This window comes from Filomicrobium sp., assembly GCF_025698805.1.
GTDB lineage: Bacteria > Pseudomonadota > Alphaproteobacteria > Rhizobiales > Hyphomicrobiaceae > Filomicrobium > Filomicrobium insigne.
Genome location: NZ_JAILWT010000003.1, coordinates 589,096 through 613,648, shown reverse-complemented (window position 1 = coordinate 613,648; position 24,553 = coordinate 589,096). Strand labels below are relative to the sequence as shown.

The 24,553-nt window shown below is 57.0% G+C and carries 24 protein-coding genes and 1 tRNA gene; 12 read left to right on the top strand and 13 right to left on the bottom strand.

Features of this window, described 5'->3' with window-relative positions; all coding sequences use genetic code 11:
• Positions 1-29 precede the first annotated feature (29 nt).
• Positions 30-374 (top strand): c-type cytochrome, encoded by a 345-nt coding sequence (locus K5845_RS10275; RefSeq protein WP_287958934.1) that lies wholly within the window; start codon positions 30-32, stop codon positions 372-374.
• Between the two features lie 29 nt (positions 375-403).
• On the opposite strand, the gene K5845_RS10270 is transcribed toward K5845_RS10275, so the two are convergent.
• The gene (locus K5845_RS10270; RefSeq protein WP_287958933.1) at positions 404-1,207 is read right to left on the bottom strand and encodes a pentapeptide repeat-containing protein; all 804 of its coding nucleotides are present in this window, start codon (positions 1,205-1,207) and stop codon (positions 404-406) included.
• Between the two features lie 630 nt (positions 1,208-1,837).
• Between K5845_RS10270 and K5845_RS10265 the strand changes: the two genes are divergently transcribed.
• Both K5845_RS10265 and K5845_RS10260 read left to right on the top strand, forming a co-directional pair.
• Entirely contained in the window at positions 1,838-2,296 is a 459-nt protein-coding gene (locus K5845_RS10265; protein ID WP_287958932.1) for a host attachment protein, read from the top strand.
• 143 nt (positions 2,297-2,439) lie between these two features.
• On the top strand, positions 2,440-4,191 hold the full coding sequence (locus tag K5845_RS10260) for a cation:proton antiporter domain-containing protein (RefSeq protein ID WP_287958931.1): 1,752 nt from the start codon (positions 2,440-2,442) through the stop codon (positions 4,189-4,191).
• Between the two features lie 10 nt (positions 4,192-4,201).
• On the opposite strand, the gene K5845_RS10255 is transcribed toward K5845_RS10260, so the two are convergent.
• Complete coding sequence (locus tag K5845_RS10255; RefSeq protein ID WP_046479184.1) at positions 4,202-4,885, bottom strand: GntR family transcriptional regulator; 684 nt, start codon at positions 4,883-4,885, stop codon at positions 4,202-4,204.
• A gap of 316 nt (positions 4,886-5,201) precedes the next feature.
• On the opposite strand from K5845_RS10255, the gene K5845_RS10250 reads away from it, so the two are divergent.
• The 4 genes from K5845_RS10250 (at position 5,202) to K5845_RS10235 (ending at position 9,248) form a co-directional block, all read left to right on the top strand.
• Entirely contained in the window at positions 5,202-5,990 is a 789-nt protein-coding gene (locus tag K5845_RS10250; protein WP_046479183.1) for an ABC transporter ATP-binding protein, read from the top strand.
• On the top strand, positions 5,990-6,862 hold the full coding sequence (locus K5845_RS10245) for an ABC transporter permease (RefSeq protein ID WP_046479182.1): 873 nt from the start codon (positions 5,990-5,992) through the stop codon (positions 6,860-6,862). Before K5845_RS10250 ends, K5845_RS10245 begins: the two co-directional genes overlap by 1 nt.
• 42 nt (positions 6,863-6,904) lie before the next feature.
• Entirely contained in the window at positions 6,905-7,882 is a 978-nt protein-coding gene (locus K5845_RS10240; protein ID WP_287958930.1) for an ABC transporter substrate-binding protein, read from the top strand.
• Between the two features lie 73 nt (positions 7,883-7,955).
• Positions 7,956-9,248, top strand: a complete 1,293-nt coding sequence (locus K5845_RS10235) for an amidase (RefSeq protein WP_287958929.1) — start codon at positions 7,956-7,958, stop codon at positions 9,246-9,248.
• Positions 9,249-9,320: 72 nt separating this feature from the next.
• On the opposite strand, the gene K5845_RS10230 is transcribed toward K5845_RS10235, so the two are convergent.
• From K5845_RS10230 to K5845_RS10220, 3 genes are all read right to left on the bottom strand, one after another.
• Positions 9,321-9,908 (bottom strand): Tll0287-like domain-containing protein, encoded by a 588-nt coding sequence (locus K5845_RS10230; RefSeq protein WP_287958928.1) that lies wholly within the window; start codon positions 9,906-9,908, stop codon positions 9,321-9,323.
• A 117-nt stretch (positions 9,909-10,025) separates the two neighbouring features.
• Positions 10,026-10,676, bottom strand: a complete 651-nt coding sequence (locus K5845_RS10225) for an NrsF family protein (RefSeq protein WP_046479178.1) — start codon at positions 10,674-10,676, stop codon at positions 10,026-10,028.
• On the bottom strand, positions 10,673-11,218 hold the full coding sequence (locus tag K5845_RS10220) for a sigma-70 family RNA polymerase sigma factor (RefSeq protein ID WP_152025022.1): 546 nt from the start codon (positions 11,216-11,218) through the stop codon (positions 10,673-10,675). The genes K5845_RS10225 and K5845_RS10220 overlap by 4 nt, the downstream gene beginning before the upstream one ends.
• 394 nt (positions 11,219-11,612) lie before the next feature.
• Here K5845_RS10220 and K5845_RS10215 point away from each other — a divergent pair, with 394 nt between their 5' ends.
• From K5845_RS10215 to K5845_RS10205, 3 genes are all read left to right on the top strand, one after another.
• Positions 11,613-11,885, top strand: a complete 273-nt coding sequence (locus K5845_RS10215) for a pentapeptide MXKDX repeat protein (RefSeq protein WP_046479177.1) — start codon at positions 11,613-11,615, stop codon at positions 11,883-11,885.
• Positions 11,886-11,962: 77 nt separating this feature from the next.
• Positions 11,963-12,838, top strand: a complete 876-nt coding sequence (locus tag K5845_RS10210; protein ID WP_046479176.1) for a cytochrome b/b6 domain-containing protein — start codon at positions 11,963-11,965, stop codon at positions 12,836-12,838.
• The gene (locus K5845_RS10205) at positions 12,835-13,605 is read left to right on the top strand and encodes a molybdopterin-binding protein (RefSeq protein ID WP_046479175.1); all 771 of its coding nucleotides are present in this window, start codon (positions 12,835-12,837) and stop codon (positions 13,603-13,605) included. The genes K5845_RS10210 and K5845_RS10205 overlap by 4 nt, the downstream gene beginning before the upstream one ends.
• A gap of 22 nt (positions 13,606-13,627) precedes the next feature.
• Here the strand turns inward: K5845_RS10205 and K5845_RS10200 are convergent, their stop codons facing one another.
• The gene (locus K5845_RS10200) at positions 13,628-15,010 is read right to left on the bottom strand and encodes a hypothetical protein (RefSeq protein WP_046479174.1); all 1,383 of its coding nucleotides are present in this window, start codon (positions 15,008-15,010) and stop codon (positions 13,628-13,630) included.
• Positions 15,011-15,193: 183 nt separating this feature from the next.
• Positions 15,194-16,603: a pyridoxal phosphate-dependent decarboxylase family protein gene (locus tag K5845_RS10195; protein ID WP_287958926.1), complete on the bottom strand. Its 1,410-nt coding sequence runs from the start codon at positions 16,601-16,603 to the stop codon at positions 15,194-15,196.
• A 117-nt stretch (positions 16,604-16,720) separates the two neighbouring features.
• On the opposite strand from K5845_RS10195, the gene K5845_RS10190 reads away from it, so the two are divergent.
• The gene (locus K5845_RS10190) at positions 16,721-17,212 is read left to right on the top strand and encodes an Lrp/AsnC family transcriptional regulator (protein ID WP_287958925.1); all 492 of its coding nucleotides are present in this window, start codon (positions 16,721-16,723) and stop codon (positions 17,210-17,212) included.
• Here the strand turns inward: K5845_RS10190 and K5845_RS10185 are convergent.
• Genes K5845_RS10185 through K5845_RS10175 form a run of 3 tightly spaced genes read right to left on the bottom strand, consistent with a single transcriptional unit; the run spans position 17,207 to position 19,547 of the window.
• On the bottom strand, positions 17,207-18,565 hold the full coding sequence (locus K5845_RS10185) for a sensor histidine kinase (protein ID WP_287958924.1): 1,359 nt from the start codon (positions 18,563-18,565) through the stop codon (positions 17,207-17,209). The two genes, K5845_RS10190 and K5845_RS10185, sit on opposite strands and share 6 nt — an antisense overlap.
• Positions 18,562-19,227: a response regulator transcription factor gene (locus K5845_RS10180; protein ID WP_046479171.1), complete on the bottom strand. Its 666-nt coding sequence runs from the start codon at positions 19,225-19,227 to the stop codon at positions 18,562-18,564. The genes K5845_RS10185 and K5845_RS10180 overlap by 4 nt, the downstream gene beginning before the upstream one ends.
• Positions 19,227-19,547: a PepSY domain-containing protein gene (locus K5845_RS10175; RefSeq protein ID WP_287958923.1), complete on the bottom strand. Its 321-nt coding sequence runs from the start codon at positions 19,545-19,547 to the stop codon at positions 19,227-19,229. The genes K5845_RS10180 and K5845_RS10175 overlap by 1 nt, the downstream gene beginning before the upstream one ends.
• A gap of 122 nt (positions 19,548-19,669) precedes the next feature.
• Between K5845_RS10175 and K5845_RS10170 the strand changes: the two genes are divergently transcribed.
• Positions 19,670-19,945, top strand: coding sequence for a PepSY domain-containing protein (locus K5845_RS10170; protein ID WP_046479170.1), 276 nt, complete (start codon positions 19,670-19,672; stop codon positions 19,943-19,945).
• A 90-nt stretch (positions 19,946-20,035) separates the two neighbouring features.
• Here K5845_RS10170 and K5845_RS10165 read toward each other — a convergent pair whose 3' ends face one another.
• The 3 genes from K5845_RS10165 to mnmA all read right to left on the bottom strand — a co-directional run bounded on the left by K5845_RS10165 (position 20,036) and on the right by mnmA (position 24,386).
• A complete protein-coding gene (locus K5845_RS10165; protein WP_082101113.1) occupies positions 20,036-22,141 on the bottom strand; it encodes a methyl-accepting chemotaxis protein in 2,106 nt (701 codons plus the stop codon).
• A gap of 731 nt (positions 22,142-22,872) precedes the next feature.
• A tRNA-Met gene (locus tag K5845_RS10160) sits at positions 22,873-22,949 on the bottom strand.
• Between the two features lie 249 nt (positions 22,950-23,198).
• Positions 23,199-24,386 (bottom strand): tRNA 2-thiouridine(34) synthase MnmA, encoded by a 1,188-nt coding sequence (mnmA, locus tag K5845_RS10155; protein ID WP_046479169.1) that lies wholly within the window; start codon positions 24,384-24,386, stop codon positions 23,199-23,201.
• Positions 24,387-24,553 lie beyond the last annotated feature (167 nt).

Here is a 24,553-nt window from a genome sequence, read left to right as displayed (position 1 = left end):
TCAAATTAAAAATGCGGTTGAAAAACATCATGAGCATCATTGCTTTGGCACCAAGGTGGCTCTCCGCCTTGGTTATTGGGATTTGTGTGGTGTTTGCGGGAGCGCCCACCGTTGGCGCTCAGCAACAAGAGGAAGATGAGTACCAGGGCCTGCCGGAAGGTGAGGGGCGAGAGGAAGTCGCGGCCTATTGCGGGGCTTGCCATTCTCTCGGTCTGGTTTCGCAGCAGAAGCTTCCCCGTCATCGCTGGGAGGATTTGCTCGTATGGATGAACGAAAAGCAGGGGATGCCCAAGCTTCCGCCTGAAGATGAGAAGATTGTCCTCGATTATCTCACTGAACACCTGGGCCCGCCGAAGACCCGCCGACGGTTCTGAAGTTTTTGCCCTATCTAGGAACTGCGCGCCTAGTGCCGAAATGCCTTATCGAGATTTTTGGCTTTGTCGAGGTTCTTGGCTTTGGCCGTATTTTTCATTTCGCCGATATGAGCTGAGTTGAGGTCGGCGCCTTCAAAGTTGGCGCCGGCAACATTGGCGCCAGTGAAGTCGGCTGCCGCGAGCTCGCTGTTTTTCAGGTTTGCGTCTGTAAGATCCGCATCTCGCAAAGAGGCAAATTCCATCATAACCCGGGCCAAATTGGCTTTCCGAAATGACGCTCCATCGAGATTCGCGCTTTTAAGGACGCCCCGCATCAAACCCATCGATTGGTTTGTCTCGTCTGCCGATAGGTTGGCTCCATCAAATTGGGCGTCTTTCAAACTCGCATTTGTGAAATCTGCGGCGACGCGCGCATTGCTCAAGTCCGCACCATCAAGACGGGCATCCCAGAGTTGAGTTGCGAACAGACTGGCACCCTTCAATGACGCACCCGAGAAGTCAGACTTGAGAGCCCAGGCTTGATCCAGAGTGACGCCGTCGAGATTGGAATCTTTGAAGTTCGTCTTATTGATGCGCGCAGCTTGTAGTTTGATCCGTCTGAGATCGAGCCCCGACAGGTCGAGACCGTTCAAACTCTTTCCCGTGAGATCAAGCTCAGCGCCAGCCGGAAGCTCGGCAAGGGATTGGATGACGTCGTCCCGCGACATGTCTGCCTTGGTAAAGGATTCCGAGGTGACATCGAGCCCGGTGAAATCCTGCGAACGCGCAATAGGCGGCGAGATGTTAAGCATCACGAGTGCGAAAGCGGTAACCAGCAGCGCTGGGCGTAGCATGGTTTGTCCTCCGTGCCGGTGCAGGCATGCGCTGGCGATAAATATCCAAAGTCACCACGTTTTACTCAAATGCCTATTCGAAGCCGACCTAACAAGGCGTGCGACCCGCAAAAGGAGAGTAAGGAATGGATAGTCGGCTTTCCGCCGCCAGGTTATCGGAGGGTTGACGGTTGGGGCAGCAGGCATCGGGGATGCTAGCCGTGACGGCCTCCGCTGAGGAGGCGACTGGGCCAACCGGTTCCACAGGCCCTAGCGCGCAACCGCCCGGAGCCTGCACGCTGCTACCCCAAGCGGTTGAAGGTCCGTACTATTTCGATCCGGCACAGATGGCATCTTCAAAGGCGGACAGAGAGAAGGCGGCGGTACGGTATTGGCTATCAAGGAAGAGCCTGATGTGATCGTCGCCTCACTCTTGATTGGCGTCGACCGCACTGGGGAGGCAGCGCGTCAGCCCGGTGGCGTTCGGGGATTTCTGAAAAGCATTTTTGAGGGGGCTGAAAGGTAAGTTCCTTTCTCAAAGTGGGGCCGTTAAAGCAGGAGGCGATTATCCTTAATTGAGGTAAATCAACACGCTTGCCTTCCAAAGAGATACCTTAAGCTCAAGTCCCGGCCTAATTGCGAGGCAGTCCCATGCGGCGTACGACGTGGATCCTTGTTGCTGACGGCGCTAGAGCGCGCATCATTTCGCGTGTCGTCGAAGGGTTTGGGGCATGCGCCGACACAACAATTTCAGAACCTTATAATTTTGAAGAAGAACGTTCGCCCAGTCGAGAATTGACACGCGAACGCCCCACACGCGTGCATGATCGCTTCGGGCCGGGGCGACATGCGGTGGAGCCGAAACAGGATGCCAGCCGCAAAATGGTCACCAGATTTGCGACTGAGATCGCTGATATGCTCAGCGCTAGTTTGAAAGCGAGAGGCTTTGATCGGCTCATCGTCGTTGCTCCACCTGCAATGCTGGGTGATCTGCGCAAGTCGCTGAGCAACCATGTGCGCGCGAAAGTGATCGCCGAGATCGATAAGGATATGACCAAAGCCGGGATTCCCGAGGTCATGAAGCATATCGAAGCTGGGTACATCGGTTAATCTCCGCGATTGCCCCATAGGTAAAACACCCGTATTTGCGGTGAAGCGTAGGGCTGGACATGCATGAGGCGTCCATAGCCGTGACGATGCGCGCATAATAGTATGCTGTAGATTTTATCGGGGGTCTTAGGCGGGAGGGGCGCATGGGCCATGAGGGCCAGGAAGTCCAGTTGAAGGATGCGCTGGTATTCCTTTTTGCTGCGGGCATAGTCGTGCCCGTTTTACGTCTTTTCCGCGTTCCGTCTGTTTTGGGGTTTCTGCTCGCGGGCGTCGCGCTGGGACCGCACGGGATCGGGGCCTTCGTCGCTGATTGGCCCGCACTCTCGTATCTGACGATTTCCGATCCGCGGGCAGCAGCACCTTTCGCCGAACTGGGCATCTTGTTCCTGCTGTTCCTCCTGGGCCTTGAGCTATCGTTTGAAAAGCTGTGGTCATTGCGGCGTGCGGTTTTCGGCGCAGGTAGCGTACAGGCTGCATTGAGTGCTCTCGTGATCGGTGGGGCCGCCTTCATGCTGGGGCAGGGAGCCCCGGCGGCCGTAGCGGTGGGACTGGCTCTCGCGTTGTCCTCGACAGCGATCGTGATGCAGATGCTCAGTGAAGAGCACCGTGTCGCCGGGCCGGTCGGTCAAACGGCTTTGGCTGTCTTGCTGTTCCAGGACATGTTGGTCGCGCCCATCCTCATTTTGCTGGGCTTTCTTGCGCGCGGTGGCGAAGCGAATCTCTCGACCTTGATTTTCGATGCCTTGCTTCAGGGCGCGCTCGCCATTGTCATCATTTTCGTTATTGGCCGGATTGTGCTGAGACGCGCCTTCCGACTGGCAGCGCAGATGGGCGGGCGAGATTTCCTCATGGCTTTGACGCTCCTGATCGTTGTCGGGGCGGCGGTACTCACGGCAGGTGCTGGGCTCTCGTTGGCGCTCGGTGCGTTTCTCGCGGGTTTGTTGTTGGGGGAGACCGAATTTAAGCACCAGACCGAGGTCGACTTGGAACCCTTTAAGGGGCTTCTTCTCGGCTTATTTTTTACGACAGTCGGAATGGGGCTCGATCTTGCCAGCGTCTGGAGCCTCTTGCCGATCGTAGTGGGCGGGCTGGTGGCAATGCTCATTGTCAAAGTCATTATCGCTGCGTTCGCCTGTCGTCTTTTTTCAGGCGAGCGGTCTGTGGCAGTGGAGACGGCCTTCCTATTGGCTCCCGCGGGCGAGTTCGCATTCGTCGTGATTGCCGCCGCAGCAACGGGCGGCGTGCTAGACGCACAAGCAGCAACCGTAGTTGCGGCGATTGCGGGCTTGTCGATGCTGGTGACCCCGCTGGCAGGACGCGTTGGCCGCAAGGTCGGGGAGGCCCTTGCCGAATTGTCGGCACAGGAAGCGCTTTCGATTGCGGATTTTTCCAGTCTCACGGGGCATGTTGTCGTCGCAGGCTTCGGGCGCGTCGGCCGGACGATCGCGCGAATTATAGACGTCGAGGGAGCGGATATTGTTGCGCTTGATCGCAATGCGAGCCTGGTGTCACGCGAACGGACGAAGGGCTGGAAAGTGTATCTTGGGGATGCCGCTCGCCCCGAGATATTGCATCAGGCCGGCGCAGGCGGAGCCGCGATGTTCGTCGTAACGGTCGATGATCCGAACGATGCGGAGGCGATGGTGCGCGCAGTGAGAAATGTCCGGCCCGACGCGCCGGTGCTAGCGCGCGCCCGTGATGCCGAACACGCCCGAAAACTTTTTGAGGCGGGGGCGAACTTCGTCATCCCCGATGCCGTGGAAGCTGGCCTGCAACTCGCCGGTCGTGCGCTTGAGGAATTCGGATGTGCAGCGGAAACGGTGCGTGATCGTATCAACGCTGAGCGTGATTCCGAATATCGTCGCGCGACGGTAGCGGCTGCAAAGGAAACCTAGGCGCAGTGGGCTATTTCGAAAGCAATACAGCCTGAAGGCCGGACACCGATTTGCTCTCGACCTCCAACTCTATGGCACGCAGGGTCTGCGCGAGGTGATCTTCCGTTTTTTGCGCAATGCCTGCGCGATCCCGCGCCTGATAGAACGTCAGGAGCTCTGCGTGATCGCGGTTGTTCATCTCCCGGATCTCCGCGCGCGCAAACAGCGACAGGACAACATACGGCGACGCCGCGTGGGCGAGAGTGTAGACAATATTTCCAAGCCGCCGATCATTTGAATTTCCGGTCAACGTGACGTGAAATTCCTGATTCAAGCTCGCCCACAGTTCAGGGTTCTCCGTTCTGCACATTTCCCGATGACAGGCTTCAGCGCGGGCAATGTCTTCGTCCGAGATTGCATCGAGCGTGCGTTCGGCGAGGAGTGGCTCGAGCCGGATACGCATCTGGTAGATCTCTTGGACTTCGCTGAGCGTGAGGCCGCGAACCACGGCGCCGCGATGCGCGTCGAGGGAGATCATGCCTTCCGCAAGCAAATCGCGAAACGCTTCTCGCACAGGCGTCGTGCTGACGCCTAATCGTCGGGCAACTTCTTCTTGGCGCAATCGGGACCCGATGGGGTATCGGCCTTGGAGTATTTCCGTTCTTAGTGTGCTCAGCACGTGTTGCCGGATAGTCCTGGGCCGCCCTTCAACCATTTCGGGCTCCTCCTTCTTTAAAACCCAGTCGAAACCCCGCGGCGTCTGGGTGCAATTAAAATATCGAAGTCTGGAATGCTCATGGTCTGAATTGGTCGCGGGCTGCGCGATATGAATGCCAGTCTTTTGTGCACAATGCACAATGTATTGTGCAGCGCAAAGATGTCAGGATTTTGCGGAGGATGCAAGCGGAATTCTGCATGCGCCACTCTCAAGTGTCTGGCATAACTGCGTTATTTCTACCGGCCTGGCGCGCAGCTAGTGATCTGAAAATGCTGGCATGTCTCTTGCTGTGTCGTACCAAAAGGAGACTGGTATGGCAGAACCACAAGTCCAGCTGAGCATCCGCAACATCAAGAAAAGCTTCCCCGGCAAAGGAGGTGCGATCCCCGTTCTCGATGGGCTGACCTTCGATATCTATGAACGCGATTTCGTCAGCATCATTGGCCCCAGTGGGTGCGGTAAGACGACGGTCTTCAACGTCATCGCTGGATTGTTGGACGCTGATAGTGGAGCGCTCGTCTATCGAGGAGATGAGGTCGACAGCCTGCGCGGCCGCATCGGTTACATGATGCAAAAGGATCTGCTCTTTCCTTGGCGGACTGTCCTTGAGAATGTGCTGCTTGGCTTAAAAGTGCGCGGCGTCGCGGACAATGAGGCAATCGATACGGCGCGTGAGTATCTGTCCACGTTCGGCCTTTCCGGGTTTGAAAAAGCATATCCCAAGACGTTGTCGGGAGGCATGCGCCAGCGCGTGGCTTTGATCCGCACGCTCATTATGGACCCCGACATCCTTCTGCTCGATGAGCCTTTTTCCGCGCTCGACTATCAGACACGTCTCTATCTGGAGGGAGTCCTGATGGAGGCCGTCGAAACCTTCAACAAGACGGTGATCCTCGTCACGCACGACATTGATGAGGCCGTCGCCTTATCCCGGCGCGTCGTCGCATTGAGCGGCCGGCCGACGCACGTGAAGAACGTGCACACCATCGAAATCGAACGCAGCACCCCTATCGAGGCACGGAGTGACCGGCGCTTCTCGGAATACTTCCACACGCTTTGCGGGGAACTCGATATCCAAACCAGCAAGAAGAGGGCGAACTGATGGTATCGGTATCGACGACGTCTGCTGAGGCCGAGGGCCATGTCAAAGAGGCAAAACCCAAGGCCAAAACCAAAAAGTCGCGCAATTACTTCGACACCGTTCTCGGGCGGTCGGCCCTGCAGATACTCAGCGTCGCAATCTTCTTCCTGCTGTGGGAATTCGGCTGCTGGATGGGATGGATATCGGAATTCTTGTTTGGGCGCCCATCCGGTATCTGGGAAAACTTCGCAACTCGAATGGCGGACGGCTCATTGCTGATCGACAGCGGCTACACGCTGTTTGAAGCTATTCTTGGCTTTGTCATCGGTACGGTCGTGGGATCGATACTCGGTCTCGCCATGTGGTACTCGGTTTTTGTCGCGCGCCTTGTTGAGCCATTCATCGTGGCGCTCAACAGTGTGCCGAAGATCGCTCTCGCTCCTGTCATTCTGCTTTGGTTCGGGACCGGTCTCACGTCCAAGGTGGTGCTTGTCATTTCGATGACCGCATTGGTGGCGCTGATCGCTGCTTATCAAGCCGCCAAGGATGCCGACAAGGATCTGCAGGCGCTGATGCTGTCCATGGGCGGCAGCAAACACCAGGTTTTCTATCGGGTCATCATCCCTTCTTCGCTGCCAGCGATCATTGCGACGTTCCGCATCAATATCGGCTTTGGCCTCGTCGGTGCGGTGGTCGGCGAATTCATCTCGTCCAAGCATGGCTTGGGGCACATCGTCTACACCGCGTCCAGCCTTTACGACCTCAACACCGTTTGGGTGGGCCTCTTCGTCCTCATGTTCATGGGCTACGTCCTCTACCACGGGATCGATGCTCTGGAGCGCAACTTGCTTCCTTGGAAGCAGGATACCGGACGCGCGCACGTCCAAGTCTGACACTTCGCGAACTACCCAACTTGTCATCTAAGGAGAGTTGATATGCGACTTAGCTGTAAAGCCGCAGGAATATTTGCGATCATCGCATCGCTGGTAATATCGTCCGTGCCGTCCGTCGCGCAGGATAAGAAGGTCACGATTTCGCAGGCCTTCCAGTCCATGCTGTACCTGCCGTTCTACGTCGCAATCAATAAGGGCTACTTCAAAGATCAGGGCCTCGACGTAAGCAAGGAAACGGCCGGCTCGCCGACAGCCGCTTTGGCGGCCGTGCTTTCCGACAGCGCGGAGTTCTCAATTCACGGGCCCGAATGGACAGCGATCGCGGCCTCCAAAGGCGCCGATGTCAACATCATCAGCAACGTCGTCAACGGTGCGGCAGTCTGGATCGCGACCACGCCGGACTTCAAGTACGAAAAGATCCAGGATGTAAAAGGCGAAAAAGTTGTTGCCGGTCTGATGCCGACAACGAGCACGTCTCTGTTCATGAAGCTCCTACAAGACAACGGTATGGACCCGAAGTCCGACGTCGATATTCTCCAGGTCCAGATCGGTTCTGAACCCGGTCCGTTCCTCGGCGGTCAGGCCAAGGTTGCCGTACTTTACGAGCCTGGCCTCGATCAGGTCGCGGCCCAAGGCATGAAAGTCGTCCTAGGGTTCCCGGAAGAGTACGGCCCCTATGCGTTCTCGTCCGTGACTGCAAAGAAGGGTGTCGATCCTGAAACGGCACAGAGCGTCGTCAATGCAATGGAAATGGCGTTCCGGTTCATGCACGCAAACCCGGACGAGACCATTGCCATCGCTCAGAAGGAATTTCCTTCGCTCGACAAGAAGGTCGTGGAAGCAGCTGTCAAACGCATGCTGAAGGAAAACGTTTATCCAACAAGCGTCGAGACAACGAACGACGCCTTTGAAACGGCAATGAAAACGCAGATCGCGCTGGGTAATCTAAAGGAAGCGCCAGACTACGCGACCTTCGTATTCCCCGACTACGTAAAGAAGGCCATGGCCTTGCCGAAATGACATTCCCCTGGCTCGGGAGCGGAACACACTCCCGGGCCAGTTCCCATTCTCATCTTCCAGGAACTCTTCAATCATGTCCAAACCGATGGGTTTGCTTGAAGCGGCCCGTGCTTTCAGCAACGGCACGCTTGACCGGAAAGAATATATCGACGCTTGCACAAAGCGCGCTGACGAAGTCGACCTATGGCTGAAGGCCTTCACGTATCGCGTGCCAAGCGAGAAACTCAGCATCGCGGATGAAGGCCCTCTCGCCGGAATTCCCGTTGGTGTAAAAGATATCATTGCGACCGCGGGAATACTGACAACCAACGGCTCGAAAATCTATGCCGACAACGTCCCTGATACCGACGCGGAGGTTGTCAGCCGGATCAAGAAGCTCGGCGGAACGATTTTCGCCAAGACGGTGACTACCGAATTCGCTTGGCGCAGCCCAGGACCTACCGTCAATCCTTGGAATCCGGAGCATACGCCCGGTGGTTCGTCGAGCGGGTCGGCGGCCTCCGTCGCCGCAGGCATTGTCCCCTTGGCGCTGGGAACGCAAACGCTCGGATCTGTCGTTCGACCAGGCGCCTTTTGTGGTGTGGTCGGTTTCAAACCCACGTTCGGTTCTATTCCTCTGGGGGGGGTGCATCCGCTTGCCCAGTCCTTGGATCACGTGGGGTATTTCACGCGCTCCATCGACGACGCTGCCTATGCATTTGGTTTGCTCTCAGACGTGGGTGTCGAGGCATCGGAAATCGACGACTTAGCTAATGGTATCGACACAGGCGTGAGGCCTAAGATCGCCGTGCTCACTCCGAGTTTCGCGGGAGATATGAGCGACGAGCAAAAGGCTGCGTTTGAGAACGCAATAGAGGCACTGCGCACAGCAGGCGCACACGTCGAGCCCATAGATCTTCCTGCGTCCTATTGGGAAGGGGTGAAGGTGTGCGAGATGATCCTTGCCGCGGAAGCGGCAGCCATTCACGCCGAGAACGTTGAACGTTATGTTGACAAAACAAGCCCGCAATTGAAGGACCTTGTGGCACAGGGCGCAGCGATCTCTGCTCCCAAATATATCGCGGCACTTCGTATGCAAACGGAGCTGCGCGAGCAGCTTCCAAAATACTTGAGTGGCTTTGATGCGGCGCTCACAGTTCCGGCAACCGGAGAAGCCCCGAAGGGCTTAACGTATACCGGCGACACGCACTTCTGTGCGTTGTGGACGTTGCTCGGAGTGCCGGCGCTTTCGATGCCGGTCGCGCGTTCGGCCAATGGCCTTCCGCTCGCCATTCAACTGGTAGGAGGCTTCGGCGAGGATCAGCATCTTCTGCAAACCGCCAAATGGGTTGAGCAGAACCTGACCAATCCGTTCGCGGAAGCTTAGCGCGAATTTCTGACTTCGCTGGGTCGGGGACCATGTCTCCCCGATCCGGGAGCGCAGAAACGCACCAGATTTCTAGTCGAGCTTGCCCGAAATCGTGAACGCACCCCTTAATTCGTCCGGCTTGAATCCGGTCGCTTGGTCTTCGGGATAAAGCCGGGAAATCTCCGCTTTCACCTCAGGCTTCAGCTCAGTGCCGTGACACGCGAGACAGGGTTCGGCGGCCATGGGTATGGCCTTCATGTAGCGAAAGGTCTTTTCGCCATTCTCGGAGACGACCTCGATGTGTTCGAGCTTGGCAAGATCAGCTCCGGATGAAGCCTTTTCCAAAAACTCTTCAAGGACTTTGCGCTCATAAGCATCAGGTGCGTTCTTCGGATTGCGCACCCGGAGCGCTGTACGGCCCACCGTCAGACCATGCTGTTTCGAGGTCTGAATTGCGAGGTCGCCTGCGACAGTGTTGCAGACTTGGAGCGCGGTAACAGGTCCACCGGATTTAATGGCAGCGACAAGCTCACCCTTCAAACGCTCTCCGAGATCCTTCGCGGCAGCGCGTGCACGGTTAAGTGTCTCTGCATCGTTTGTCTCTGTCGCGGGGGCGACGGCTGGGAATGCGGCCGCTAAGAGAACGGCCAAAAGACCTGCGGTAAGTCGTTGAGGCATAGGGCAGCGCTCCGTTCCAGTTGTCTAACATTGTCCCGAAGATAGGACGCTCAAAAAGATTAAGCTAGGCGGCCGAAGGTTACCCCTTCGTGCGACGAAGAAGCTGTCCGGAAACTGTCACCAGCGCAGCAAGTAGCGGCCGAGCAGCGCGCCGACGAGCGTGGGCACCGCCATACCGAGCCCGTACCAGATCAGCACGAACGGCATCGCGCTCTCGTCGCAGGAAAACGCATAGATAAACGCGGCAGACGCCCCCGCGGCCAACCCAACAGAGGCGCCCGCGAGCGTAGGGTGTGTCGGCGCCATCGACCGCATGGCCCACAGCGCTCCGGCGAGTATGGGGAGCGACAAAAGCATAATCAGCCAGGGGCATATGGCCGCCGTCTTGCCCATGATAAGCGCGCGATAGTCGGCGACTGGCGCATTTGCGAGTTGCACGGCGGCCAACGCAGACATCGCGAGCAGGACACCAACAATTCCGGCCCACATCGAGCGGGACACTTTTCCCTCAGGACGCGCCAGGCGCCAAACGGCCACGAGGCCGGCTAACATCAAGAGCCCCGTGAAGGCGAACTTGATCCAAAAGGGCGGAGACGTAAACGCGGTGGGCAAATCAGGGCGCAGGCCCAAAGCAAAAAGCGTGGCGGCAGCGATCGTGAGGACGACGCCCGCGCCGATTCCAAGCCCCAATCGTCGCGACACAAATCCACGCGGCGCCGGCTTTAGGCCGGTCGCGAGGGAGTCGATGAGGTCTGGCGTAGTAGTCAAGGCGCGTCGTTTCCTTTCATGCGTCGAGCAAGCAGTTTCAATCCTCTGTGAATGGCGACCTTGACCGCGGATTCTGAAGCTCCGGAGGCCGCAGAGACTTCAGCAATCGAACGCCCGTCGATTTTGACGGCGCGAATAAAGCCGCGCGTCTGTTCCGGCAGGTCTCCCAGCAGTTTCTCCACGTCGTGCCGAGCCCCCGTCGCTTCGGAGTCATCGGCAGAGATCAGGTCGTTCATGTCATCGATCGGCACCGATAAATGCGCACGGCTCGCACGCAAATGGTCGATCAACTTGTACCGTGCAATGGCATGCAGCCACGCAGTAAACGGGCGGTCGCTATCGTAGGTAAAACGGCGCGTATGAACCGCGAGCAGTGTCTCCTGCACGAGATCCTCCGTAGAGGCATGCCCGGGCCCCATCCTGCGCGAGTAGTACGCACGTAGCCGGTCGCCGACATCACTCAGCAACTGGCGGTACGACTTCTCGTCACCGGCCAAAGCCTCGATCATCAATCTGCGTAGCCGTTCTTCTACCGGCTGCACGTCCACCTAATCCTTATTCGTTTCAATAGGCGCAAGAGTTACAGCGCGAAGCTGACGCACACACCATTAGCGAGCAGGTTACTGATCACAAGGACGTGACGATAGTAACCGACCTGCTCTCCTTCCCGAATTCACCTTCAACACCGGCGCAACGCGTCGACAGAGAAGATTTGATCGGGAGATTTGCAATGCCCAGGGCATCGCCGTTCTAGTCCAGCCTCCGAGCAAAAGAACTTTGGCACGGTGTCCGCACCACCTGCGGAAACGACGCGCCATGTCCGAAATCCAGAGTGCCGGATTTGCAAAACTCCGGTGTTCGGGATCGCGCTGGGCTTATCGGCCTAGCATTCACCCACGCGCTTAAAAGTAGCGCACGCTTTCAAGGAAGATTATTATGACGCCTATTAAACCTTTTGCACGTGCCGGACTCTTGATCGCTACCGTAGCGCTGACGTCTCTGGGTGTCGCCCAGGCCGAAGACGCGATGAAAACGGACTCTATGAAGTCAGATGCAATGGCATCAGACACCATGAAGTCCGATGCAATGAAATCCGACGCCATGAAAACGGATTCCATGAAGTCTGATTCAATGAAATCGGATGCGATGGAGAAACACGACGGCATGGAAAAAGACTCCATGAAGTCGGACGCAATGAAGAAGAACTAGGCACTGAGGCGCCCGGTTCTTGCGCTCAACCGGCTGGAGCCGGGCCCATTTTCATGTGACAATCTTGAGCAAAAATCATGTTTCATCCCAGATCCCGGTCGGTAGGGAAGCCATCGTCATCCGACGTGGCTGGCGCAACTCAAAAAAAACTGGTCTTTCGTCATCCACTCCTGGTGCGTCTGACCCACTGGATGAACGTCTTGTGCCTCTTCATCCTGCTTCTGAGCGGGCTGCAAATATTTAATGCCCATCCTTCTCTTTATTGGGGGAAGTACGGAGCAGATGCGGATCCAGCCTTCATCGATATTCGCGCATATAGAGACGGTAACAGCATCCGAGGCGAAACCCGGATCGGTTCTCTGGCAATTCCGACCACCGGATTTTTGGGCGCCTCTGAATATAACGGTGCACTAAGCGTGCGCGCTTTCCCCTCGTGGCTGACGATCCCGAGTTACCGGGATCTGTCCACGGGACGGCGCTGGCATTTCTTCTTCGCGTGGGTGTTCGTCCTCAATGGGCTCGCCTACGTGATCTACGGAATTGCCGCTGGCCATTTTCGGCGCAAGTTGGTGCCGAACACCAATGAGCTGGCCCCCTCGCATTTAGCTCACGAAATCGCCGATCACGCGCGTCTGCGCTTTCCCAAAGGCGATAAAGCACGCCACTACAACACTTTGCAAAAGTTGGCCTATCTAAGTGTAATCTTCATTCTGCTGCCCCTCATGGTGGCGACAGGTTTGACAATGTCGCCGGCAATGGATGCAGCGTGGCCATGGTTGCTTGATGTGTTCGGCGGCCGCCAGTCTGCACGCACGATCCATTTCATCTCAGCGACACTGATCGTCGGTTTCGTCTTTGTGCACGTGGCGATGGTCCTGCTTTCGGGCGTGTGGAATAACCTGCGCTCGATGGTTACGGGCCGCTATGCGATTGAAGTGGAGAAGCATCCATGATTGTGAGCCCGACACGTCGGCGCCTTCTCATCGGCTCTGCTGCTACGGCGGCCGCAGCCCTACTCGGTGGTTGCGATGCTTTGGTCGACAACCAACACGTGGCACGCGTCCTAGAGGGTGCTGAAGCACTGAACAAGGACTTGCAGCGCGCTTTGCTGTCGGACACGACATTGGCGCGCGAATATACGGAGGCCGATATGTCCCCCGTATTTAAAGCGAATGGGACGCAACACCCCGAGGGCGATGCCTATGCCAGCCTTCTCGACAACGGCTTTGCCGATTGGCGTCTGACAGTAGACGGTAAGGTCGACCGTCCACTCAGCCTATCTCTCGCGGAGCTCAAGCAGCTGCCTGCGCGCACGCAGATCACACGGCACGACTGCGTGGAAGGTTGGAGCGCAATCGGCAAATGGACCGGCGTGCAGTTGGGTACCGTCCTAAAGACAGCAGGCCTGCATACGGACGCGCGTTATGCAGTCTTCCATTGCGCCGACAAATACGAAAACACGGCCGATGGCCAGTACTATGAGAGCATCGATCTCGTCGATGCGTTCCATCCGCAGACAATCCTGGCCTACACCATGAACGATCAGAACCTGCCAGTGGCACATGGAGCCCCGCTTCGTCTGCGCGTCGAGCGCCAACTTGGCTATAAGCACGCCAAATACATCATGCGTATTGAAATCGTCGATAGCTTGAAGGCTATCGGACGCGGCCGCGGCGGCTTCTGGGAAGATCGCGGATACGAATGGTACGCTGGCATCTAGTCGCGCTACGCGTCGCCCGACCTTAAAGGAGCGTCAGGACAACGACCCAGATTGAGAGCGCGACACCGCAAACCAGAATGTAAGGCCCGTTCCATCGCAGGCCGACGTGGTGTGCGCTCACGCCGCCCATCGCGCCGATCATCAGGGTCGTGGCAGTGTACGGTGAGCTAGCTCCGCTCATCGCCCAGCCTGCTGTGATCGCCACAATGATGTCGGATGGCTCGACCCCGATAGCGGCCGCGCTGGGAAGAAGCGGGGCCAAAAGTGTGACGGTCATAATCGGGTTCATGCCGAGCTGACCGGTCAGCGGTATCAACCACACAATGCAAACGAGTAAGAGCCACGCGGGTACGTTTGAAAGATCAAACCCCGAAGCGGCAGCCAGGGGCGACAAAAGTGCGCCCCCGAGCGTGCCAATCCAACCGGCCATCATGAGCAGGACTATTTCGGAGCGATAGGACGGCAGATCTCTCGTCACGTACGTCTTAATGCGAGCCCATGTCGCCGGCACCTTCCCCGAGTTTTGAATGCTGATCCAGATGATCGAAATGACGGGAACCACCATCATAACGATTCCAATGACGCGGATGTCGGTCGCGGCATGGAGCACGCCCACGAGGACACCCAGTACCGCGAGCAATAAAAAAAGCGGCCAGAGGCTGAGCCAGCTTCCCTCAGCTGTTCGTGGTGATGGCTGAACGGAAAGGCGGGGCTTGAATATAGTGTCGAGCCCCCATCCAACGCCAGCAAGGATTGCAGAACTAACAAGACACGGAAGGAGAGCATCCGACCATCGCGCTCCCGGAATAAGAGACGTTGAGATGGCGACGGAAAAAGCTAAAGGTGACCAAGTTAGCATGGAAACGAAGCCGCGTTGGATCGCGAGCAACATCCGCCGAATGCGGTGGTTGCGAATTTCCTCATTAGGTTCTTGTCGCGCATTCGCCTCAGCGAGGGTGCCGAGCAAAACAAGTGCGCCGTAGTTCAGCAGCAGACCGAACAATTGGCCGCCAACGGTAAGTGCGATGTACCTGCGCCCCGGGGGCTGCAAAGCTAGAAAATGGCCGCACTCGGCGATCGAAGGTGAACTCGCCGCTGCATTTCGCATTGTGGCAAGCGCCGTGAACAAGGCCGCGATAAAGGCCGCTTTTCCGGTGGCTCCAACTATCATTTGAAACCAGTCGGGCCGTGTCGCAAAGGCGATACCTGCGAGGGCTAGACCGACAACGACAAAGATTTGCCGACCCCAGTGAACTTGCGCGACGAGGAGCAACAACGTCAATACTGCGAAGAGGTCTCCCGTCCAGGAGAGCAGCTTGTTTGCATGCCATTCCGAGAGCATCACCAGGACCGCAGTTGCAAAGAGCAGAACTCCGGTCAGGCTCTCGATGAATGATTTTGACACTATTGCCCAGGCCTCATCGCGACAGGGGTAGCGCTTGGCGCGGTACGCGTTGTTGGAAATCCCTCACAGCGTAGATGGCCATATTTTGCCGGACTACGCTATTCACCAAAGCTCGATCTTGATCTTTGACAGATTAGAATAATCAAAACGGTAAAGAAAATTCTGCAAGCGGAGCTGTCTCCTTCAAACTCCACTCTTGAGATATTCTCTGAGCTCATTGATGAGTGCGACGACATCATTCAAATTCGTGGAAGGGTTCATGAACACGATACGGAGCCAGCGTCGTCCAAGAGCCTCTGCCGTCGAGATGTAGAAATTTCCTGATTCAGTCAGGCGCCGGCGAAGTTTGAGTTGAAGGGAGTCTGGGCCGTCAAAACGAAAACACACGATATTCGATTGAGGCTCCACGGCGACTTCGATCTCAGGCTCGGTTCGCAAATATGCAGCGGTCTCCTGGGCGAAGGCGGTCTGCCGTTCAATCGTGGCGGCGATGCTCTTCTCCCCCTGAGAGGCAAGCGCAAAGAACACCTTCAGCCCAAGAGCTGCCTTCGTGCACTCAACCGTTCGGTGAATGAGGTCGATGCCGGGCTGATCTTTTTCGTGAAAGAGATAGCTCGCCTCTTCCCGAAAAGCCCGATCGAGGGCCAACGGGTCGCGTGTGAGAACGGCGGCGCACAGCGTCGATGATCGCAGCATTTTATGTGCGTCCCACACAACGGAATCGGCCAATTCAATTCCATCCAGTAAATGGCGGAGCCGTTGGGAGAGCAAAGCGGATGCGCCATGCGCGCCATCGACGTGCAACCAAATATGATGCTGCCGGCAGATGTGCGCGATCTCTCGCAAAGGGTCGTAAAGTCCGAGAGCCGTTCCGCACGCGTTAGCGACGAGGGCAAGTGGAAGCGTTCCTTCCTGCTGCAATCCGGCGAGAAATCCAGAAAGTCTGGTTGGGTCAAGTCGACCGGCGGAGTCGGTTGGAGCATAGCGAACGGGACCGAGCCCCATGATGCCCGCCGCGCGAGAGACGGAATAGTGGCTGTTCGGCGATGCGACGATGACAAGGTGAGAGGGGTTCCCTTCTTGCCAAGCATTTGGCGCGACCCGCGCACGAGCGGCCAACAACGCCGTCAGATTGGCGAGCGAGCCGCCATGCGTCAGCACGCCGCCGCCGTCCGCTGTTTTGTCTGAGGCCTCTGAAACGCAAGGGCGCCAGCCGATCTTTTCCAGCATCCAATTGATGACGGCGTGTTCGACCGCCGCAGCGGCAGGCCCCATCTCGTAGATGGCCATAGCATTGTTTGTGAAGCCATCAACCAGAGCCGCGATTGCACTTTGAGAAAGTGGCACGGCAACCTGATGCGCCATATAGCCAGGGTGATGCAGGCGTGTTGATGCAGCGAGATAAGTGTCCAGAAAACGCTGCAGCGTTTGCCCCTCAAGGCCGCCGTGTTCGATGAGATGCGCGACGTCAAGCGCGTTCTGGAGTGGGACTAAGCGTTCTTGGCGAAGCACGGGGCCTTCTCGTTTGCGCGCATCGCGGGCAAACGCATCCAAGGCATCTACCGTAATCGAGACGTCTTCTCGAAAGCCCATGATATTCCATTCCATGTTACGAGCGGGACCCGCAGTGTCTCATGAAAAGGAAAGCAGAAACGTGCTATTTGAGGCGAAGAGAGCCGACATTAAGACATAATATGCCAAAAATTTCGAATGAAATGGTGGAATATGCTAGAGCGTTTGGATGACTTCGACCGTCGAATTCTCAAGATATTGCAGACAGAAGGGCGGATGCCGAACTCCGAACTCGCCGAACGTGTCGGCCTTTCGCCAACCCCCTGCTTGCGGCGTGTTAAAGCGCTTGAGCGGAGCGGGGTTATAAAGAGCTACCGCGCAATCCTTGATCGAAAGAGCGTCGGCCTCGGATTGACTATACTCGTAGGAATCAAGGTTGACGGTCATCGAGATGACAATGCTCAGGCAATTCAGAAAGCGCTTTGCGCAATGCCGGAAGTGATCGAGTGCCACCTCGTATCCGGCGAGACTGACTTCCTGCTTCAGGTCGCAGTTCCGGATCTCGAGAGTTATGAGAAGTTTTTGCTTGGGACGCTCTTGAAGCTGCCGATGGTGAAGGATATTCGCAGCAATGTCGTGATCCGGACGGTCAAAGAAAACGTGCCGTTGCCGCTTCCGGATCGACTATGAAGTTTTCGCACTCTTGAGGCGTAACTCAACAGCGAATGCATCTGCGCGAGGCGTGAAGCCGAGCGTGCCGTGCCAAGCTTCTGCGATATCTGTAGCGATCGCGAGGCCCAGCCCAGATCCGGGGCCAGACGTATCCACCCGTTCTCCACGCTTGAGTGCGTCCGGCATTTTGTCTTTAGGAATGCCAGGACCGTCGTCGCTGACGCGAATGGTAATGCCGCCCGCTTCTTTCATGGCGGTGATGGTGACCTGCGAACGGGCATACCGTGCTGCATTTTCAACAAGGCATCCGAAGGCTTCGGCGAGATCATCGGTGTGAATTTTCGCAACGGTGCCTGAGGGCACGTCAACGAGCCACTCCAGGCGCTCCCCGTCAGGAGAGCGTCTGAGAACATTGGCAACCTGAGTGGCGACGCTCTTCACATCCGCAACGGCGTCCATGCGGCGTCCTTGCAAACGCGCACGTGCCAGTTGCCGGTCGACATGCCGTTGCATCATGCGCGCGGCGGTCTCTAGATCCTCGGCTAACTCGGCGGCTCCCTTGGCTTTGAGACGTGCGATGCCGCCGAAGATGATTTGAAGTGGCGTTTTTAAACCGTGTGCCAAGTCCGCTGCCCGTGTGCGCGCAACCTCGATCTCATCGTCGCGCTTGTCCAGGAGTGAATCGATCTCACTTGCCAACGGCCGGACTTCATCAGGAAACTCTGAACCGAGCCGAGCCTGGGCACCGGACTTGATACTTGAGATTTTCTCGCGAATTGACGCGAGAGGACGAAGCCCAATGGAAACCTGTATCCACGCCGCGGCGGCAAGCATGATGCCCAATGTCACCAGCAACGGGATCAAGGCGTTCGCAAATCGCCAAACAGCGGCCTGCACCTCCGCCTCGTTGATTGCCACGGCGAAGTAAGCTTGTTCGCGGCCGAGCCGTGCCGGTAGCTCCACGCGCTTTTGAAGGAGATAAAGTTCTTGGCCGCCGGGGCCAGCCACCCGATGGTGGCGAGATTCCTGGTCGATCTGCTGTTCCCGCGGTAGTGTCAGCTTGAAATCCCACAAAGACCGCGAGCGGAGTACGCGGTGTTCCGCCCCGAATTCCACCTGCCAGTACAACCCTGAAAGCGCCTTCTCAAACCGCGGATCTTTCGGCGTGCGGGAAAGTGTTAGCTCGCCGGAGGTTGTTTTCTCGACGCCGGCAATGAGTTGATCAAGCTGCGCGTTGAGCTCGCCGTCGATCCACGCCTTTACGTGCCGTTCGAAAAGCAGGGAAAGCACTAAGGCTGAAATAACAAGTGCGGTGGAGATGTACGCTGCGGCAGCGATAAGCAATCGCCACCTGAGTGATCGGGCGGTCACGACGCTTCATCCATGATGATGTAGCCGTAGCCGCGTCGGGTTTCGATCGAGCCTGTCCCGAGCTTCTTGCGCACGCGCATGATCGCGGCCTCAAGTGCATTTGTTTCGCGGCTGTCGTCATCACCGTAAAGGTGTTCGAGCAGTTCCGTCGTCGAGACTACCCGCCCCTTGTTGTGCACCAGGAACGAGACCAGCCGATATTCCAGCGGAGTAAGAGAAACATGCGCATCGTCCACGAGGACCCGCATTTGACGCGTGTCGACTCTGATTCGGCCAGCTTCAATCACAGGACTACTAATGCCACGGGAGCGTCTGATGAGTGCCCGCGCCCGCGCGATGAGCTCCTCCATTTGGAATGGTTTCACAAGGTAATCATCGGCGCCGGCATCAATGCCTTCCACGCGTTCCGGCCAAGCCCCGCGCGCGGTAAGAATTAATACGGGCATGTCGCGGCCGGCAGCGCGCCATCGCTTCAAAACACTGAGGCCGTCGATTGTTGGCAGACCCAAGTCGAGCACGACGAGACTGTAGTTTTCCGTATCGCCCTTGAACCAGGCTTCCTCGCCGTCGGTCGATACGTCGCAAACGAACCCAGATGAACCAAGCGCCGTCGTTATGTCTGCTGCGATCCGAGGCTCGTCTTCTACGACAAGTATGCGCATCAGTCATCGTCTTCGATCTTGAGGATATCACCTGTCGAGGCGTGAACCTCAACCTCCTGGACCCGTCCATCAGGTCTCAGAATTTTAAAATCATAGACGATTATCCCGTCATCGTATTCCAGTTCTGTCTCCAGAATATCTCCGGGAACCTCCACACTCACCTTATCGACGATTTCTGCGAGCGGCAGGATCCTCCCGGATTCAACCAGACGGCGGGCCTCCTCGTGTCCGATGTCGTCGGCAACAGCGGTCCCAACCCCGGTAAGCAGGGCGGGGCCACAAACAAGAAGCGTGAGCAGGATTTTTAGAGGATGCGGCATCAGAGCATTTTCCACTCTTGAAGCTGACAGAACGCTGACAGCGTCGGTCAGGGCGCGGTCAGTGCGCCTTTGCAATGTTGCGGGGACGGGCAACGAGCCCAGCAAAACAGGAGAACTTATAGATGAAGCATCTCATCGTTGCAGCCGCCCTTGCAGCAACTCTGGCAAGCGCTCTTCCCGCCGCCGCCGACTGGAACGGCAAGCGCCTCAATGTTCCAAGGGATCAGTGGCTTTCCCCTACGCAAATGATCGAGAAGCTCTCAGCGCAAGGGTACACGGTCCACGAAATTGAATCCGACGATGGCGCTTATGAGGTCGAGATGAGCAAGAACGGCACTCGGATCGAAGTTCATGTTCATCCCGCCACGGGAGAGGTTCTCGTGGGGTATGACGACTAAGGTTCTTACGAGGCCCTGATTGGACACACAAAGGCCGCCCAAGGGCGGCCTTTGCTGTTTGGTGTGTAAGAGAGAGAGCGAAAAAGAGGCTTAAGCAGCTTCCAGGCCGGAGATGAAGTCCCGCATATCGCGTTGCAGTGCATGCGAGCTCTTTGCGAGTTCCTTGGCCGAGGAAAGAACCTCGCTCGAGGAGGTGCCGGTGCTCTCAGCGGCATCGCGAACCGTATCGACGCTGCGGCCGACGAGGTCAGCGCCCTGCGCCGCCTGCGAGATGCTTCGCGCGATTTCGGATGTCGCCGCCTGCTGTTCCTCAGCGGCCGCCGCGATCGAGCTCGCGATCTCGTCGACCTGTTCGATGCGCTCCCCGATGGCCCGGATTGCACTCACAGCACCGGTCGTTGCTTGTTGAAGCTCGCTGATCTGCGAGACGATTTCATCAGTCGCGCGGATCGTTTGGTTCGCAAGGTCTTTCACCTCGCTGGCCACAACAGCAAAACCACGACCGGCTTCACCTGCACGAGCAGCCTCGATTGTGGCGTTCAACGCGAGCAGGTTGGTCCGTGCGGCAATGTCATTGATGAGCGCGACAACAGTCTCGATCTTTTCAACCGCAGCAGACAACGTCTGCACCGTGCTATCCGTCATGCGTACATCTTCAACGGCTTTGCGGGCGGTCCTGGCCGTCTGGCCGATTTGCATGCCGATCTCGCTCGCCGAGGAGGCAAGTTCTTCCGTCGCAGCCGCAACAGCCTGAACGTTTGCGCCGGTTTCCTTTGCGGATTCGGAGAGAACGCTTGACTGATCACTGGTTGATCTCGCCGTGTTGGACATCTCGTTTGCCGTAGTTTCCAGCTGGCTGGAAGCTGAGACGAGGGATTCCACTAGGCTGCTCACCTTGGAGTCGAAGTCCTTGGCAAGTTGCGACATGGCTTTGCGCTTGTCTGCTTCCGCCTGCGCCCGCAGGCGTTGGCCTTCTTCCTCGAGGCGAGCCCGCTGGATGGCGCTCTCCTTGAAGATTTCGACAGCACCTGCCATCGCACCGATTTCGTCTTTGCGATCCGCACCTGGAACTTCGATCATCAGATCGCCTTCCGCCAGACGGCGCATGGCGTCTGTCATCTGACCCAAAGGATGTGTGATGCGGCGTTGAACGATCACAAAACCTGCGGCGCCAAGGAGGAGCACAAAAACGAGAACGCCACTTTGAACCATCAATGTGTATTGAGCTTCCCCATACTTACGTTCAGCGTGTTCCTGGGTCAGCCGCATGGCCGTGTCAGCAACAGCGGTCAAAGTGTTAAGTGCTTTGATGCTGGTTGCATTCATGGTGTCGTTCGAAATCGTTGTGGGAACGCCGTTGGAGAGCTCCTCGAAAGCAGTCTTCCAGACGCTTTCATAATAGTTCTGGAACACCTCTGTATCGGCCGTCTCTACGGCAGCCTTCAGTTCAGCCGGCACACCGCGACGCGAGATAAGCTCTTTAACAACAGACCAATTGACGAGAGCCCGGCCGCGCAGATCAGCGATTTTACGGTCAAGTGCCGGCGTCAACGCCTGCTTGGTGCGAGCTTCGGCCAGCGCCGTGCGACCAAGGCCGACACCGTCGCGGGCGAGCCAGGCGGCCTGCTTCACCGCCATAAGCTCCGCGATCTGCACGTCACTCATGCGCACCTCGGTCGCCAGTGCGATCGACATCTTTTCAAGGCGATCGATAACGTCCGTGGCGACCGTATTAAATTCCTGAGCAATGCCAGCCGGCCGTTCGGAAAGCGCCACCTTCAGAGCAGCATCCGAGCGCTTCTGCATGGTTGCCAATCTTTCAAGGCTACCTGGAAAGCCGGTGAAGATTTCCGTTTGTCCGTTGGTGCAGTCGATCTCTGCGCAAAGCCGCAGAATATCGGCGACAGCCGGATTTACTTTGGCGCGCGCCGCATTCAGCGTTGCGAAATAGCTATCCGAAGTCGGTGCCTCGGCTTGGAGCCGGACCCGCGTCGGGCCGCGTTGGATACGATTGTTTTGGAGTGCTATGAAGACGGCTTGTCCGGCCTCTGCAACTCTAACCACCCGCTGGCTCTCTCTCAGCTGGTTGATGTCATTGTGTATTGGAATTGCCAATGTGGCGATTGCAATTATGACCATCGTTCCGAAAAGAAGTTTCAGAACGGTACCTATGGTAAGCGTTCGAATAGAACTCATTATTGGCCCCCAACCCCAAAATAGCCGGCACGGAACGGCCGGTATCATTTCCCGGAAGAAAAATTACTTTGAAGAAATGAACAATTACCTTCTGTGCACAGAATGGATTTGTTCATTTGGTTGGGAGCGATGGGGAATATGAAAAATAATTCCGCGAATCTTGCGCGCTATAGGGAGGGAACGTTTTAGTGATGTTAGTCCGTTAATATGAGAATGAAACGTGAATCTCTGTCGAAAAGTGCATGCGACCCAAAGAAAAAATAGCACCTCAGTCACCGAACACATTTAAAGCCTGAGTTCGGGAGTTGTCAGAAAGTATGCAATACGAAAGAGGTAAGCCGGCTTTTGGCTCGGGTCCGGAATTTATTCAAGGCGAGAAAAATTTGACGCTGCAACGATTGAGAAAAAATGAAAGAACGCCTTTGGGTGCTTTGCTCTCGGCGAGGGGGAGGAAACTCTGAAGATGACACCATTCCCAGTCTCGGACCGCCTTGCTGGCGCGCTGCGCAGGATGCTAAAAGTGAAGACGCTCCATATTAGGAAACGGGGGGAATTCGGCTCGTCAATGCATCGATATTCATTGCCGGAAAGGCGGCAGCGAAATCGGGCAGGCTTCATGCGTATATATAATGTGATGACGATTGCGGCCGCAAAGGATGCAAAACCGCGATATGCGGGCGCGTGCCACCAAGCGGCGGCCTGACCATGACTTCCAGATTTGGGGTGTTGGATGGTAGCGGAGGAGGGACTTGAACCCCCGACACGCGGATTATGATTCCGCTGCTCTAACCAGCTGAGCTACTCCGCCAAAGCCTGTCGGCCAATGCATAGCGCCGGATTGCGTGACGCAACGCGCCACTACCCGTTTCAAACTGAAAATCCAGGAACCCTGGCGCTTGAGTGTCCAGCATGGCTGTCCGGACCTCGAGAATGCCGGAGAGGATGTAACTGATTGGATCATCCCGTGCAAGAGGCTGTGCGCATCGGAATGCACGCAATCCAATTTGTGGCGTTGGAAATTACCAGAATACGCGAACCGAATGCCCCGGCTATAGGCTCAGGCTGGCCGTGCCAGCGGCACGTCGTCGTTGGCGGATTTTGTCGCAGAGATCCAGCCGCCGCCCAGAATCCGCGCATCATTACCGGCATCGGAGTAAAAGACGCAGGCTTGCCCCGTTGCGATACCGCCTGCTGGATCGGTCAGTACAACAGAAACCTCTCCATTATTATCGGCGGACAGCACGGCCGGCTGGGGCTGTTGCGTTGAACGCACCCGCGCATGGATGGTCAAGCCCTCGCGAGCAGCCTCTTCCAGAATACCGTCGCCGATCCAGTTGACGTTACGCAGGACTATGCGTCGGGTATCAAGGTACGAACGCGGACCGACAATAACCTCATTTCGCCCAGCATCTAGCCGGATGACAAAGAGTGGCTCCCCGAATGCGACGCCAAGACCGCGGCGCTGGCCCACGGTGTAGTGGACAATGCCCTGGTGCTGCCCCACCCGGCGGCCGTCCACGTGCACGATATCGCCCGGTGTCATGGCTTCTGGCTTAAGCCGTTCAATGATGTCTGAGTACCGGCCGCTTGGGACGAAGCAGATGTCCTGGCTGTCAGGCTTGTCGGCGACCGGCAGATCAAGATCACGGGCCAGAGTGCGCACATCTGATTTTGGCAGGTCCCCTAGTGGGAACCAAAGCTGCGCCAGTTGCTCCCGGGTGGTCGTAAACAGAAAATAGCTCTGGTCGCGCTCGGCGTCGCGCGCACGGGCGAGTTCGGGGCCGGCCGGCCCTTCCCGGCGTCGGATATAATGCCCGGTGGCAAGGGCGTCGGCACCGAGTTCGCGTGCCGTATCTAGCAGATCGCGGAACTTGATCTGGCTGTTGCAATTGACACAGGGGATCGGGGTTTCGCCGGCAACGTAGCTGTCCGCGAACGAAGCGATGACCGTGGCGGCAAATCGATCTTCATAATCGAGAACGTAGTGCGGAATGCCAAGCCGGGACGCGACATTGCGCGCGTCCTGAATATCCTGACCGGCACAGCACGCACCCTTGCGCCCCACAGCAGCGCCGTGATCGTAAAGCTGAAGTGTAATACCGATAACCTCATGGCCCGCTTGTGTAAGCAGCGCCGCAACAACCGATGAATCGACGCCGCCAGACATGGCAACCACCACGCGGCGACGTTCCCCAACGTTTAAGCTGGGACGATCAGAAGTGGAGACGGTTGAATTTGCGGTCATTAACACTTCATTGATAAGATGAGGACTGAATCCAGTGACTCAAGTCACGGACACATAGTTGAAAATCGCGGACAAGTTCCGCGCACTCGCAGTTGCGCGCGGCGCTCACTATGCCCGCATCGCGGCTGGGAAGCAATTTAGGTTTGCGAGCGCACGCAATTCAAGAG